We start from the raw sequence: 12743 nt of genomic DNA, 5'->3' as shown, positions 1-12743 counted from the left end.
ATTTCGACTTTGCAACCTTGGAGAGACTACAAGCTATGACGATCAAGATTGGTATCAACGGCTTCGGCCGCATCGGCCGCAACGTGCTGCGCTCGGCCATCCAGAACTTCAGCGACATCGAAGTCGTTGGCATCAACGACCTGCTGGAGCCCGACTACCTGGCTTACATGCTGCAGTACGACTCGGTGCACGGCCGCTTTGACGGCACCGTGGCCGTGGAAGGCAACACGCTGATCGTCAACGGCAAGAAGATCCGCCTGACGCAGGAGCGCGACCCCGCCAACCTGAAGTGGAACGAAGTCGGCGCCGACGTGGTGATCGAATCCACCGGCCTGTTCCTGGACAAGGCCTCGGCCCAGAAGCACATCGATGCAGGCGCCAAGAAGGTGCTGCTGTCGGCCCCCTCCAAGGACGACACGCCCATGTTCGTGTTCGGCGTGAACCACACCACCTACGCCGGCCAGGCCATCGTCTCCAACGCCTCGTGCACCACCAACTGCCTGGCCCCCGTGGCCAAGGTGCTGAACGACAAGTGGGGCATCAAGCGCGGCCTGATGACCACGGTGCACGCTGCCACCGCCACGCAAAAGACCGTAGACGGCCCATCCAACAAAGACTGGCGCGGCGGCCGCGGCATTCTGGAAAACATCATCCCTTCGAGCACCGGCGCTGCCAAGGCCGTGGGTGTGGTGATCCCTGCGCTGAACAAGAAGCTGACCGGCATGTCCTTCCGCGTGCCCACCTCCGACGTGTCGGTGGTCGACCTGACGGTGGAGCTGGAAAACGCCGCCACGTACGAAGAAATCAAGGCCGAGATGAAGGCCCAGTCCGAAGGCGCGCTGAAGGGCGTGCTGGGCTACACCGAAGACAAGGTGGTGGCCACCGACTTCCGTGGTGACACCCGCACCTCCATCTTCGACGCGGACGCCGGCATTGCGCTGGACGGCACCTTCGTCAAGATCGTGAGCTGGTACGACAACGAATGGGGCTACTCGAACAAGTGCCTGGAAATGGTGCGCGTGGTGTCCAAGTAAGACCACGCCACGGGGTTGCGCCAGCCCACCCGCTGCACAGCCCCATGCTGTTTGAGATGAGATGAAGAAGCGCTAGAAGCAACTACCCTGTTCAAGCCGGTCGCCTGCCAAGGCTACCGGCTTTTTTTTGCCCGGGGCTCATTCATACCCGTTTGCGTTCAATCAACAAGAACCGTTCGGGCTGAGCCCTTCGACGGGCTCAGGACAGGCCTGCCTGCGCCCCGCGCGGCGCTTCGACAGGCTCAGCGTGAACGAATTGATATTTCTGAACGCATACCGGTATCAACCCGCAAAAGCCTCGGTGTCCACCTCGCTGGCGTTCTGCGCGTTGTAGCGCGCGCCCACCACCGTGTTCTGGTTGATGAGCCCATCCAGGCGCTGCACCGTGGCCGCGTCCAGCGTCACATCCACAGCCCCCAGGTCATCGTGCAGATGCTCCACGCTCGTCGTGCCCGGGATCGGGATGATGTGCCCGCCCCGGTGCAGCAGCCAGGCCAGTGCCAGCTGCGCCGGTGTGCAGCCCACATCGCGCGCCACCTGCAGGTAGCCGTCCAGCAGCTGCAGGTTGGCGGCATAGGCTTCGGGCGCAAAACGCGGCATGGCGCGGCGGATGTCCTTGGCGTCCAGGGTGCTCACATCGCGCAAGTCCCCGCACAAGAATCCGCGCGCCACCGGGCTGAAGGCCACAAAGGCCGTGCCCAATTCACGACAGGCGTCCAGCACCGCGATCTCAGGGTTGCGCGTCCACAGCGAATACTCGGTCTGCACCGCTGCAATGGGGTGCACCGCATGCGCACGGCGCAGCGTGGCGGCCGACACCTCCGACAGCCCGATGCTGCGGATCTTGCCCGCGCGCACCAGGTCGGCCAGCGCGCCCATGCTGTCTTCAATGGGCACGTTCTTGTCCCAACGGTGCAGGTAATACAGGTCGATCACCTCGGTCTGCAGGCGGCGCAGGCTGTCTTCGCAGGTTTGGCGCAGCGTGGCAGGGCGGCCGTCGATCACGCGCACCAGCTTGCCGTCGCCATTCACATCCACGCCCTGCATGCCGCATTTGCTGGCCAGCGTGAAGCGGTGGCGGTGCGGCTTCATCACCCGGCCCACCAGCGTTTCGTTGGCGCCAAAGCCATACAGCGTGGCGGTGTCGAACAGCGTCACGCCCGCATCGAGTGCGGCCAGCAGCACGCGCTCGCCCTGCTCGGCCGACACCGGTGCGCCATAGGCGTGCGAGAGGTTCATGCAGCCCAGGCCGATGGCCGAGACGGAGAAAGGTCCGATGGTTCTTTGTTGCATGCCGCGAGCTTACGGCAAGCACGGCAACCCAGCGGGTGGCTTGGGCTTGGGGGCCGGCCTATGTCTTTTCAACGGGTGGCCGCTTGGCCCACAGCTCGATCCGCTCGCCCGCAGCGCAGGCGGCCACCAACTCTGCCAACCGCGCCTCCCGGGTGGCATCGCGCTTGGCCGACGTGACCCAGTGCAACATGACCTTGCGATAACTGGGCGGTGTGGATTCCTGAAAGTACCGCCACGCGGCCTTGTTGCGCTGGAACGCGCGCTGCAGCGCAACAGGCAGCTCGGCCACAGCCGCCTGCTCGTGGGAGTAGATGGCCGACTTGTGCGCCTGGCGGTGGGCAAACGCCGCCAGCCCCGCAGGCGTCATGCGGCCGGCCGCCTGCAACTGCTCCACCTTGGCGATGTTGACCGCACTCCAGATCGATGAAGGCTTGCGCGGGGTGAAGCGGATCGAATACCTGTGCTCGTCAATGCGCCGCCGCACCCCATCGATCCAGCCAAAGCACAGGGCTTCATCCACGGATTCCGACCAGCCCATGCTGGGGTGGCCCGAACCCACTTTGTGAAAGCCCACCAGCAACTCGGGCGCGCTGGCAGCATGGCGCTCCAGCCACTGGCGGAACGCCTACGGGGTGGCGAAGAACGTGGGGGTGGGCTGCGGAGCCATGGTGGAGCGAACGTCTTGCCGTCTTGCCTGCGGTGCAACTGCGGTCGCGCGGTCGTGCATGCGGATGGCGGGCTAGGCCACCACGGCTTCGTGCGCCTGCTCGGCATGGGGCCCCAGCGGCACCACGCAAAGCGTCACCCCATCCAGCGTGAGCACCAGCCCCAGTTGCCCGCCCACCTGCACCACACCACCCACCATGGCCGGTGCGCGCTGGGCCGACGATGGCAAAGATTGAACTGAGTCATGCATAGCGAGCGCACTCACAGGCGGCTGGCGCAGCAGGGCCCACAGAGTCTGTGGGTCTCGCGATTGCAGTGACTGCAGGTACAGGCGCAGCACTGCCGGGTCGGCGTCCCTGGGCTCATCCCGTCCATCGCCATGGCGGGCCTCATCTTCAGCCTGCCGCAGCCGTTGCAACGCGCGGCGCAGCTGCTGGCGGCTGGCCGCTTCAGACCGGCCGCTGGCCTGCGCCAGCTCGGCATGGCTGGCCTCAAACACCGCATGCAGCAGCACCACAGCGCCCTCCGCAGGCGTCACACGCGCCGCCAGCCGCCGCAGTGCCAGCGTGGCCTGCTGCGCCAGGGCCGCATCGGCCTCCGCCGAGGGCGCGACCATGCCAGCAGCATCGCCCTGCGCCGTCTGCATCGCTTCGACCAGCCACTGCGCCATCCACTGGCGCCGCCGCAAACGGTCAATGGCCAGGTTGCGCACCACCGTCAGCAACCAGGCCTGGGCGGCGTTGAGCGCGGGGGCATTGGCCTCCAGCGTGCGCACATAGGCGTCCTGCACGGCGTCTTCGGCATCGGTCGGGCCCAGCAGGCGTGTGGCAGCCCGCACCAGGGCACTGCGGCTGGCGCCTACGAGGGCCAGGGTGTGTTCGTCTTGATGCATCGGGGCATGGTGCCACAAGCAGGCCGGACGCACACCAGGCCAGACCTTGGTGGACTAGTGCAGGGAGCAGAACTTGACCCAACCCTGGGATGCAAAGCCCGCAGAAAGGAGGTCTTCTATTCGCAGGACCTTAGAACCTGTTCAAGATCTTTTCGGGGATCGCATTGGAGTGCAATCGGGAGGAGTGGATGCTTCGGATGCGCCGCATGGGCTCGCGCCCATGCAAGCAGCCGGGGCGTCCAATCGCCCGATTTCACTCCAACCCTTCGGGCAAGTGCCTTGCCGGGCGGTCTGCGGCGTTGCGGCGCTTGTGGATAGCCGGGCTATCCACTGCGCACCGCGCCTAGCACCCCATCCCGGCAAGGGACTTGTGCGACCCCGAAAAGATCCTGAACAGGTTCTTAGGATTCCTTGCCAGTGACCTCACCCGAAGCGCGCGCCTTCTTCGCCCATCGGCGATACAGGCGTTGCGCCACGATGGCAGCCAACAGGGCAGCGGCCGCAAACAGGATCCGCTTCGTGATGGCCGAATCGCTTTCGCCCCCGTACTTGCCAGTGGGAATGCCGATCGCAAGAAGAATGAGAAAAATCCAGACACCCAGTACCAGCGCAAAGTTGGCGAGCCTCCTCCCGCGCTCCGCAGTGACGGCAGCCAACGTTGGAATGCCGGCAACTGCGGCCAGCACAAAGACCGATAGCAGCAAGGCGCCACCACCGCTCACATGCGAAAGATTGGCGTTCGCAAGGGTGGGCGTCAGAAGCGCCGCCGCTGCAGCGCCACCACCCATTTTCCGATACGGCTGGAGAGGCATGGTCTTCACTTGGCCTGTGATCGGTTCCGCGAGATCGACACCACAAGCAGCAGCCAGAGCACAACCACCGTGGCGCCCGAGCCCCAAAGCACCATGTGAAGTGTCCGATCGGCCGGACCGTTGTGGCCACCCGCGAAGAGCGCGGCGTATGCGCCGATGGCAGCCAGGTAGGGCACGATCAGGATGCAGGACAGCGCGAAGCTGGACCACAACCGGCGGGTTGCGAGCTTGACCAGATGCATGGCCCACACGATGGGCCACGCGACCGCCAGAAGCATCAGCAATTGCATGTCAAGGGCAAATACGATCTTCATGCAGGTGAGGCCCAAGGGTTAGCCGCCATTTGCCAAGTCATGGGCGACCTCTGCGTCGCACAACATGGAACAGCCAAACAACGGCGAGCAAGACGTAGGAAAGCAATGCAATGAGGTAGGCCACCTGCGCGATGGGGCTTGAAACCGGGCGCGAAATTTTCTCGCCATCAAACACCGTCTCCATGAGGGCCTTCGCCGCCAGCGCGAAGGACATGTCTTGGGGACCGCCATGCCGCGCGGAAGCGCCAACGATGAAGGCGAATCCAACCGCGCACAGAAGCGAGACGCCCAGACAGGCCACCAGCGCGAGCGCCCAGAGAGATGCACTTCGGTCGCGCCGCAGCCGAAAGAAGACGGCAGAAGCGACTGCTGCGAATGGCAGTGCCAGAAGCAGGGTTGGCAAGGCGCCTGACATGGGCTGGAGAATCTGGAAGAGAGCTCGCATACCTTTTCGGCGTCTCACAAGCGCCGACTCATCAGTCCACTGCGCATCGGCCAGTGGCCAGTGACCAGCGGCAACCCACCCCAGGAGACAGCGACGGTTTCAGCGCTTGGCCAGTGCGTGTGTGAACCGCCCTCCGGGAAGCGACATGATAGCGCTGCCCGAGATGGCCAAAGAAGGGGCTGGCATGCGGCGCAGACGTGGCGCAGAGGTCCGCCTCCTTGGGCAGGTTGACGAGATCAGCACCCACCATCCGCTGCATTCGCCTGCGGCATCCGCGACAAGCCCCGCCCGCCATTGCATGGACAATCCCGGCATGTCTGGCGCACTTACCACTTCCCACACCTCTTCCCCCCGCCCCGTCCTGATCGCCGGCGGCGGCATCGGTGGCATGGCCACGGCCCTCACCCTGCACCAGATCGGCGTGCCCTGCATCGTCTTTGAATCGGTGCCCGAGCTACAGCCGCTGGGCGTGGGCATCAACCTGCAGCCCAATGCCGTGCGCGAGCTGCACGACCTGGGCTTTGGCAACGCGGTGCTGGACACCATTGGCCTGCAGGCGCGCGAATGGGCGCTGGTGGGCCGCAACGGGAACGAGGTGTACGCCGAGCCACGCGGCCTGCAGGCGGGCTACCACTGGCCGCAGTATGCGGTGCACCGGGGGCAGCTGCAGATGACGCTGTTCAACGCTGTGCGAGAGCGCCTGGGCGACGGTGCCGTGCAACTGGGGCAGCGCGTGGTGGGCTACCGGCAGGAGGCCGATGGCGCGACCGCGATCATCGAGACGCGCGACGGTGAGCGGCGAGAGGTGGCCGGCTCGCTGCTGATTGCGGCCGATGGCCTGCACTCGGCCGTGCGGGCGCAGATGCACCCCACGCAGCCGCCCATCCAGTGGGGCGGCGCCATCATGTGGCGCGGCACCACGCCGGGGGTGCCGGTGCGCACGGGGGCGTCGTTTGTGGGCGTGGGCTCGCTGCGGCACCGCGTGGTGTGCTACCCCATCACGCCGCCCGACCCGGCCACGGGCCTGGCCACCATCAACTGGATCGCCGAGATCACGGTGGACAACCAGGGCGGCTGGCAGCAAGGCGACTGGAACCGGCGCGTGGCGTTGGAGGAGTTCATCCACCACTTCGAGGGCTGGAACTACAGCTGGCTGGACGTGCCCGCCATGCTGCGCGGCGCCAAGGACGTGTTTGAGTACCCCATGATCGACCGTGACCCGGTGCCCACCTGGGTGGACGGCCGCGTGGCGCTGCTGGGCGATGCGGCGCATGTGATGTACCCCGTGGGCTCCAATGGCGCAAGCCAGGCCATCGTGGATGCGCGCGTGCTAGGGGCGCAGCTCATCGCCCATGGCGTGGCCCCGCAGGCGCTGCGCGCCTACGACGACAAGCTGTGCAAGGACATCTCGGCGCTGGTGCTGCGCAACCGGGGGTCTGGGCCGTTTGGCCTGCTGGGGCTGGTGGACGAGCGCTGCGGCGGGGTCTTCGACCGCATCGATGACGTGCTGCCGCGCGAAGAGCGCGAGGGCTTCATGGCCCGCTACAAAGCAGCGGCGGGCTTTGCGATCGAGACACTGAATGCGGCACCGCCCACCATCGCGCCGGGGCAGCGTGTGGCGATGGGCTGAGGGATGTCACGCCCGGCGCGTCCCGTTCGTCAAGGCAGTCCTACCACTCTCAAGGACTTGGCCCCATGGACACGCCGGACACCACCACACCTCCTTCCGCCCACGGCACCGACCCGCGCACGTCGTACCTGGAAGAAAAAGCCTTCAAGGCCCGCACCCTGCTGGTCTTCGGCACCATCACCGACACCCTGGCCGCCGATGTGGCGCGGCGGCTGATTGCGCTGGACGCTGACAGTGCCGAGCCCATCGACATGCTGGTGAGCTCGCCCGGCGGGCACCTGGAGTCGGGCGACACCCTGCACGACCTGGTGCGCTTCATCACCGCGCCGGTGAACATGATCGGCACCGGCTGGGTGGGCAGCGCGGCCACGCACCTGTACCTGGCGGCGCCGCGCGAGCGGCGGTTCTGCCTGCCCAACACCCGCTTTCTGATCCATCAGCCCAGCGGCGGTGCGGGCGGCCCTGCCAGCGACATCGCCATCCAGGCGCGCGAGATCGTGAAGGCCCGCGAACGCATTGCACGCACCATTGCCCGCCAGACCGGCAAGCCACTGGAGGTGGTGCTGGCCGACATTGAGCGCGACCACTGCCTATCGGCCGAGGAGGCGGTGGACTATGGCCTGGTGTCGCGGATCATTGAGCACAAGGCGCAGCTGAGAGAGGGCTGAGGCGGCAGGTTCGCGGCGTTTGCGGGCCTTCTGAACCGTGGCGCATGAGCCGCCCATTCATCGGCACGCCGCGCCTTGTGGCCATGCGTTGCTGCGCGGGCTCCCGTCGCGGTGGGATACGCGTTGCAAAGCAGCCCTGGCATCTATCCGGGGCGCCCCCCACAACGGCCCCAAGGGGCTCGCCTCTCCAAGAAGATCGGCACCACCCCGGAGATTGACGCCGGCACAGGTGCGGCGTAACCTGCGCCGTTCGAACTCCGCAGAACAAGCAACACACACGGAATTTTCAGACCGGAATCCGATGCCCATTTCCGCTTTTTGACGCTCTGGGGGTCAGCGCCAAATGCCCACCCGTGAAGGCCCCTTTTGTACCTGTCGAAAGGAAGCACCATGGTTACGTACATTTCACTCTGCACGTTCACCGACCAAGGCATTCGGTCCATCAAGGAAAGCACCAAGCGCGCGGACATGGTCCGGGAGGCCGCGTCCAAATTCGGCTCCAAGATGACCCAGCTCTACTGGACGCAGGGCCAGTACGATCTGATTTCCATCATTGAAGCGCCCGACGAAAGCTCTGCCACCGCATTTGGTCTGGCCATTGCCTCTGCGGGCAATGTGCGCCTGCAAACACTGCGGGCCTTCAACCGCGACGAGATGAACCATATCCTGTCCAAACTGGGTTAACGCTGCGCTGCGCGATGGCGCTGGAACCCGGCAACGGCCAGCGCACCCGCGCAAGACCTGCGTGGGTCGTTGCCCGCAAGACGGAGGAGGTGCCGACATGATCACGCATGCCCTGGGGGATGTTGAATACCAGGAAAGCGGCAGCGGCAGTGTGCTGCTGTTTGTGCCGGGCTCATTCTCCACCGGCGCCTCGTGGCGCAGCATCTCTGCGCCGCTTTCCGAGCGCTACCGCACCATTGCCACCAGCCTCCTGGGCTATGGAAAAACCCAGGAGCGCCGCACGCCAGGCAGCGCCTGGATGCAGCAAGAAATGGATGCGCTCGACACCGTTCTGGCGCGCATCCAGGCGCCTGTGCACCTGGTCGCGCATTCTTTTGGCGCCTGCGTTGCGCTGTCGCTGGCCATGCACCGCCAACCGGCCTTTCTGAGCATGACGCTGCTGGAGCCCACCGTCTTCTACCTGCTGAACCAGGCCGGCGACAGGGCCCTCAGCCGCCAGGTGCGCGCCATCACGGACACCTACATGGCCGCCTGGGAGCACGGCGACCCACGGGCGGTGCAGCATGTGATCGACTTCTATGGCGGCCCAGGCGCTTTTGCGGCCTACCCGCCTGCGGTGCAGGACAAAGTGATGGCAATGACCGCCACCAACATCCTGGACTGGCAAACGGGGGATGCGCAGGCCCCTACCCCGGCAGACATTGCAAGCGTGAACACCCCCACCTGGGTGGTCTGCGGGAGCCACAGCCACCCGGCCATGCAGCGATGCAATCAATTGCTGGTGGACACCCTGCCCCACGCGCAGCTCCAGATGCTGGAGGGGGCCAACCATTTCATGGTCACCACCCACGCTGCCGAGCTGACCCGCGGAATCGAACAGCGGGTCTCATCGCTGGATCGGTGACGGCGGGCGGCCACCATACCCCCGCCCCAAAAGACAACGGGAAGCTACCGTTTTGATAGCTGCCCGCGCAACCCCTTCAACGCCAGAGGCCTTTTACACGGGGATCATCCCGCGTTGAGCTGCCGCTCCAGCCCGTGCAGCACCTGGTAGCACGGCAGCACCTGGGCCACGCTGGCGTTGGGCTCACGGCCCTCGCGGATGGCGGCGAAGAACTCGCGGTCCTGCAGCTCGATGCCGTTCATGCTCACATCGACCTGGCTCACGTCAATCTTCTCTTCCTTGCCGTTGAACAGGTCGTCGTAACGCGCGATGTAGGTCGCCGTGTCGCCGATGTAGCGGAAGAAGGTGCCCAGCGGGCCGTCGTTGTTGAACGAGAGCGACAGCGTGCAGATCGCCCCATTGGCGGCCTGGAGCTGGATGCTCATGTCCATGGCAATGCCCAGGTCCTTGTGGATGGGGCCCTGGATGGCGTTGGCTTTGACGACAGGGCTACCCGCCTGGTAGGCGAACAGGTCCACCGTGTGGGCGGCGTGGTGCCACAGCAGGTGGTCCGTCCAGCTGCGGGCCTGGCCCAGCGCGTTCATGTTGGTGCGGCGGAAGAAGTAGGTCTGCACATCCATCTGCTGGATATTGAACTCGCCCGCTGTGATTTTTTTGTGCACGTACTGGTGGCTGGGGTTGAAGCGGCGCGTGTGGCCACACATGGCCACCAGGTCGGTCTGCTTTTGCAAGTCCACCACCGCCTGGCCTTCGGCAAGGATGTCGCACAGCGGGATCTCGACCTGCACATGCTTGCCCGCTTCCATGCAGGCGATGGACTGGCTGGCGTGCATCTGCGTGGGCGTGCACAGAATCACGGCATCCACTTCCTTGATGGCCAGGCTGTCCTTCAGGTCGGTGGTGACATGCCGGATGCCGTACTTGTCGGCCACTTCCTGGGTCTTGGCCAGGTCGCGGCTGATGAGGGAGACGACTTCAACGCCGTCGATGTTCTTGATGCCGTCCAGGTGCTTGATGCCGAAGGCGCCAGCGCCCGCGAGTGCGACTTTGATGGTCATGGTGTGTGGTCCTTTCAGGTGTTCTCAAGAATCAGGTGGCCCACGGCGGTGTTGGACGCGGGCACATGGTAGAAGCGGTGCGCCAGCTTGGGTGACTTGCCGCCGGCCACGTCGGCCGTTGCGCCACGCGCAACATCGGACATCGCCCCCCGCGCGATGAGCCACATCACCAGTTCGATGCCTTCGCTGCCCGCCTCGCGCACATAGTCGATGTGCGGGATGCTGGCGGCGGCCTCGGGGTCGTGGATGAGCTTGTCGAGGAAGGCGTTGTCAAACTCTTTGTTGATGAGGCCTGCGCGCGGGCCCTGCAGCTGGTGGCTCATGCCGCCCGTGCCCCAGATGTGCACGTTCAGGTCTTCGTCGTAGCTCTCCACGGCCTTGCGGATGGCCTGGCCCAGGTTGTAGCAGCGGCGGCCGCTGGGCACCGGGTACTGCACCACGTTGACGGCGAACGGGATCACCGGGCAGGGCCAGGCGCCCGTCTTCGGGTCTTGCTGGCCGCACATCAGCGACAGCGGCACGGTGAGGCCGTGGTCCACGTCCATCTTGTTGACGATGGTGAGGTCAAAGTCCTGCTGGATGACCGACTGCGCAATGTGCGCGGCCAGGTCCGGGTGGCCCTGCACCACGGGCACGGGACGGGGGCCCCAGCCCTCGTCGGCGGGCTGGAACTGCGCTGCCGTACCGATAGCGAACGTGGGGATCATCTCCAGGCTGAAGGCCGTGGCGTGGTCGTTGTAGACCAGGAAGATCACGTCGGGCTTGTTGTCCTTCATCCATTGCTTGGAGAAGTCGTAGCCCGCGAACAGCGGCTTCCAGTAGTCTTCCTGCGTCTTGCCCAAATCCAGCGCGGCGCCAATGGCAGGCACATGCGACGTGAACACGGAGGCGGTGATCTTGGCCATGGTCAGTTCCCTTTCTTGCCGGCAGCGCCTTGTGGCTGGCGGTGTGCCTGTGCGTCGCCGTCTTCGCCGATCACGCGGTTGCCGTTGGCCGAGCGGCCGCCGTTGATCATCATGTTGCGGTATTCCTCTTCGGTCATGCCGGTCATGCTGCCGGCCATCTGCTGAAAACTCTTGCCATCGGTGGCGCCGATCTTGGCCAGAAAGTAGATGTTGCCGCCCAGGCGGATGCACCAGTTGAGGTCGCGCGCCAGCACGGCCTGCTTCTGCTCTTCGGTCATCGCCCATGCGTCCAGGTAAGCGCGCTCGTCGGCCTTGAAGCGCTCGCGGTTGTCGGCCTTCATGAGGCTCATGCAGAACTGGTTGAGCCAGTAGCCCTTGCGGCTTTGCTCCGCATCGAAGATGGTCGTGCCGGGCACGTCCAGGTAGGGTTTGTCGAGTGACATGGTGTGCTCCTGTGTACCGTTCGGGCCGAACCTGGGCTTGCCTTCGACAGGCTCAGGCCGAACGGGTGGGTTTACTTGACTTCTTCCGGCCAGTACAGGCGCATGGGGTTGTCCACCAGCAGCTTTTGTTGCTGCTCGGGCGTCACCGCGATGTGCGGAATGAAGTCCACCAGCAGGCCGTCATCGGGCATGTGGTCCTTGAGGTTGGGGTGCGGCCAGTCGGTACCCCAGAGCACGCGGTCGGGGAACTCTTGTACCACTTTGCGCGCGAACGGGATCACGTCGGTGTAGGCATTCTGCTCGCCGTTCAGCGCCTTGGGGCCGGCGACCGACAGGCGCTCGGGGCAGCTCACCTTGCTCCACACATTGGGGTGCTGGCGCATGAACTTCAGGAACAGTTCGAACTCGGGGCCGTCCACCGGCTTGCTCACATCGGGGCGACCCATGTGGTCCACCACCACGGTGGTGGGCAGTGCGGTGAAGAAGTCCCACAGCTCGGGCAGGTCCACCGCCTCGAAGTAGATCACCACGTGCCAGCCGAGCTTGGCGATGCGCGCGGCAATCTCCATCAGTTCGTCCTTGGGCGTGAAGTCCACCAGGCGCTTGACGAAGTTGAAGCGCACGCCGCGCACACCGGCGTCGTGCATGGCCTGCAGTTCCTCGTCGGTGACCGAGCGCTTGACGGTGGCCACACCCCGTGCCTTGCCGCCGGAGTGCACCAGTGCATCCACCATGGCGCGGTTGTCCGCACCGTGGCAGGTGGCCTGCACCACCACGTTGCGCGCAAAGCCCAGGTGGTCGCGCAGGGCATAGAGCTGCGCCTTGCTCGCATCGCAGGGTGTGTACTTGCGCTCGGGCGCGTAGGGGAACTCTGCCCCGGGGCCGAACACGTGGCAGTGGGCGTCCACGGCACCGGCAGGCACCTGAAAGCGGGGTTGGCTGGGGCCGGCGTACCAGTCGAGCCAGCCAGGGGTCTTGGTGAATTCGCTCATGGG

At 65.3% G+C, this 12743-nt stretch carries 15 protein-coding genes; 5 read left to right on the top strand and 10 right to left on the bottom strand.

Annotated features, from left to right (window positions below; genetic code table 11):
* The first annotated feature begins 35 nt into the window (after positions 1 to 35).
* Positions 36 to 1034 (top strand): type I glyceraldehyde-3-phosphate dehydrogenase, encoded by a 999-nt coding sequence (gene gap, locus DBV10_RS08380; protein WP_124512492.1) that lies wholly within the window; start codon positions 36 to 38, stop codon positions 1032 to 1034.
* A gap of 282 nt (positions 1035 to 1316) precedes the next feature.
* Here the strand turns inward: gap and DBV10_RS08375 are convergent, their stop codons facing one another.
* From DBV10_RS08375 to DBV10_RS08345, 6 genes are all read right to left on the bottom strand, one after another.
* Complete coding sequence (locus DBV10_RS08375) at positions 1317 to 2327, bottom strand: aldo/keto reductase (protein WP_124512490.1); 1011 nt, start codon at positions 2325 to 2327, stop codon at positions 1317 to 1319.
* A 58-nt stretch (positions 2328 to 2385) separates the two neighbouring features.
* Positions 2386 to 2901, bottom strand: a complete 516-nt coding sequence (locus DBV10_RS08370) for a YdeI family protein (RefSeq protein ID WP_199740066.1) — start codon at positions 2899 to 2901, stop codon at positions 2386 to 2388.
* Positions 2902 to 3066: 165 nt separating this feature from the next.
* A complete protein-coding gene (locus DBV10_RS08365; RefSeq protein WP_124512488.1) occupies positions 3067 to 3885 on the bottom strand; it encodes a sigma-70 family RNA polymerase sigma factor in 819 nt (272 codons plus the stop codon).
* A gap of 401 nt (positions 3886 to 4286) precedes the next feature.
* Positions 4287 to 4697 carry a hypothetical protein gene (locus DBV10_RS08355; RefSeq protein ID WP_124512486.1) on the bottom strand — a complete coding sequence of 137 codons (411 nt, stop codon included), beginning with the start codon at positions 4695 to 4697 and terminating at the stop codon, positions 4287 to 4289.
* 5 nt (positions 4698 to 4702) lie between these two features.
* Complete coding sequence (locus DBV10_RS08350) at positions 4703 to 5011, bottom strand: hypothetical protein (protein WP_124512484.1); 309 nt, start codon at positions 5009 to 5011, stop codon at positions 4703 to 4705.
* Between the two features lie 37 nt (positions 5012 to 5048).
* Positions 5049 to 5426, bottom strand: coding sequence for a hypothetical protein (locus DBV10_RS08345; RefSeq protein ID WP_124512482.1), 378 nt, complete (start codon positions 5424 to 5426; stop codon positions 5049 to 5051).
* A gap of 343 nt (positions 5427 to 5769) precedes the next feature.
* On the opposite strand from DBV10_RS08345, the gene DBV10_RS08340 reads away from it, so the two are divergent.
* From DBV10_RS08340 to DBV10_RS08325, 4 genes are all read left to right on the top strand, one after another.
* Positions 5770 to 7086 carry a flavin-dependent oxidoreductase gene (locus DBV10_RS08340; RefSeq protein ID WP_124512480.1) on the top strand — a complete coding sequence of 439 codons (1317 nt, stop codon included), beginning with the start codon at positions 5770 to 5772 and terminating at the stop codon, positions 7084 to 7086.
* 65 nt (positions 7087 to 7151) lie between these two features.
* On the top strand, positions 7152 to 7754 hold the full coding sequence (locus tag DBV10_RS08335) for an ATP-dependent Clp protease proteolytic subunit (protein ID WP_124512478.1): 603 nt from the start codon (positions 7152 to 7154) through the stop codon (positions 7752 to 7754).
* Positions 7755 to 8144: 390 nt separating this feature from the next.
* Positions 8145 to 8438 carry a GYD domain-containing protein gene (locus DBV10_RS08330; protein ID WP_124512476.1) on the top strand — a complete coding sequence of 98 codons (294 nt, stop codon included), beginning with the start codon at positions 8145 to 8147 and terminating at the stop codon, positions 8436 to 8438.
* 97 nt (positions 8439 to 8535) lie between these two features.
* Positions 8536 to 9342, top strand: coding sequence for an alpha/beta fold hydrolase (locus DBV10_RS08325; RefSeq protein ID WP_124512474.1), 807 nt, complete (start codon positions 8536 to 8538; stop codon positions 9340 to 9342).
* 104 nt (positions 9343 to 9446) lie between these two features.
* On the opposite strand, the gene DBV10_RS08320 is transcribed toward DBV10_RS08325, so the two are convergent.
* The 4 genes from DBV10_RS08320 to DBV10_RS08305 all read right to left on the bottom strand — a co-directional run bounded on the left by DBV10_RS08320 (position 9447) and on the right by DBV10_RS08305 (position 12740).
* Positions 9447 to 10400, bottom strand: a complete 954-nt coding sequence (locus DBV10_RS08320) for a Gfo/Idh/MocA family oxidoreductase (protein WP_124512472.1) — start codon at positions 10398 to 10400, stop codon at positions 9447 to 9449.
* A gap of 14 nt (positions 10401 to 10414) precedes the next feature.
* Positions 10415 to 11305, bottom strand: a complete 891-nt coding sequence (locus tag DBV10_RS08315; protein ID WP_124512470.1) for a class III extradiol dioxygenase subunit beta — start codon at positions 11303 to 11305, stop codon at positions 10415 to 10417.
* A gap of 2 nt (positions 11306 to 11307) precedes the next feature.
* Positions 11308 to 11748: a protocatechuate 4,5-dioxygenase subunit alpha gene (gene ligA / locus DBV10_RS08310; protein WP_124512468.1), complete on the bottom strand. Its 441-nt coding sequence runs from the start codon at positions 11746 to 11748 to the stop codon at positions 11308 to 11310.
* A gap of 71 nt (positions 11749 to 11819) precedes the next feature.
* On the bottom strand, positions 11820 to 12740 hold the full coding sequence (locus DBV10_RS08305) for an amidohydrolase family protein (protein ID WP_124512466.1): 921 nt from the start codon (positions 12738 to 12740) through the stop codon (positions 11820 to 11822).
* Positions 12741 to 12743 lie beyond the last annotated feature (3 nt).

This window comes from Acidovorax sp. FJL06, from assembly GCF_003852545.1.
Taxonomy (GTDB): domain Bacteria; phylum Pseudomonadota; class Gammaproteobacteria; order Burkholderiales; family Burkholderiaceae_C; genus Acidovorax.
This window is presented reverse-complemented; position numbering and strand designations above follow the sequence as displayed.

Excerpts from the sequence above, each read along its gene's own strand:
- gap (WP_124512492.1), top strand. The coding sequence starts at position 36 with ATGACGATCAAGATTGGTATCAACGGCTTCGGCCGCATCGGCCGCAAC.
- DBV10_RS08375 (WP_124512490.1), bottom strand. The coding sequence starts at position 2,327 with ATGCAACAAAGAACCATCGGACCTTTCTCCGTCTCGGCCATCGGCCTG.
- DBV10_RS08365 (WP_124512488.1), bottom strand. The coding sequence starts at position 3,885 with ATGCATCAAGACGAACACACCCTGGCCCTCGTAGGCGCCAGCCGCAGT.
- DBV10_RS08355 (WP_124512486.1), bottom strand. The coding sequence starts at position 4,697 with ATGCCTCTCCAGCCGTATCGGAAAATGGGTGGTGGCGCTGCAGCGGCG.
- DBV10_RS08350 (WP_124512484.1), bottom strand. The coding sequence starts at position 5,011 with ATGAAGATCGTATTTGCCCTTGACATGCAATTGCTGATGCTTCTGGCG.
- DBV10_RS08345 (WP_124512482.1), bottom strand. The coding sequence starts at position 5,426 with ATGTCAGGCGCCTTGCCAACCCTGCTTCTGGCACTGCCATTCGCAGCA.
- DBV10_RS08340 (WP_124512480.1), top strand. The coding sequence starts at position 5,770 with ATGTCTGGCGCACTTACCACTTCCCACACCTCTTCCCCCCGCCCCGTC.
- DBV10_RS08335 (WP_124512478.1), top strand. The coding sequence starts at position 7,152 with ATGGACACGCCGGACACCACCACACCTCCTTCCGCCCACGGCACCGAC.
- DBV10_RS08330 (WP_124512476.1), top strand. The coding sequence starts at position 8,145 with ATGGTTACGTACATTTCACTCTGCACGTTCACCGACCAAGGCATTCGG.
- DBV10_RS08325 (WP_124512474.1), top strand. The coding sequence starts at position 8,536 with ATGATCACGCATGCCCTGGGGGATGTTGAATACCAGGAAAGCGGCAGC.
- DBV10_RS08320 (WP_124512472.1), bottom strand. The coding sequence starts at position 10,400 with ATGACCATCAAAGTCGCACTCGCGGGCGCTGGCGCCTTCGGCATCAAG.
- DBV10_RS08315 (WP_124512470.1), bottom strand. The coding sequence starts at position 11,305 with ATGGCCAAGATCACCGCCTCCGTGTTCACGTCGCATGTGCCTGCCATT.
- ligA (WP_124512468.1), bottom strand. The coding sequence starts at position 11,748 with ATGTCACTCGACAAACCCTACCTGGACGTGCCCGGCACGACCATCTTC.
- DBV10_RS08305 (WP_124512466.1), bottom strand. The coding sequence starts at position 12,740 with ATGAGCGAATTCACCAAGACCCCTGGCTGGCTCGACTGGTACGCCGGC.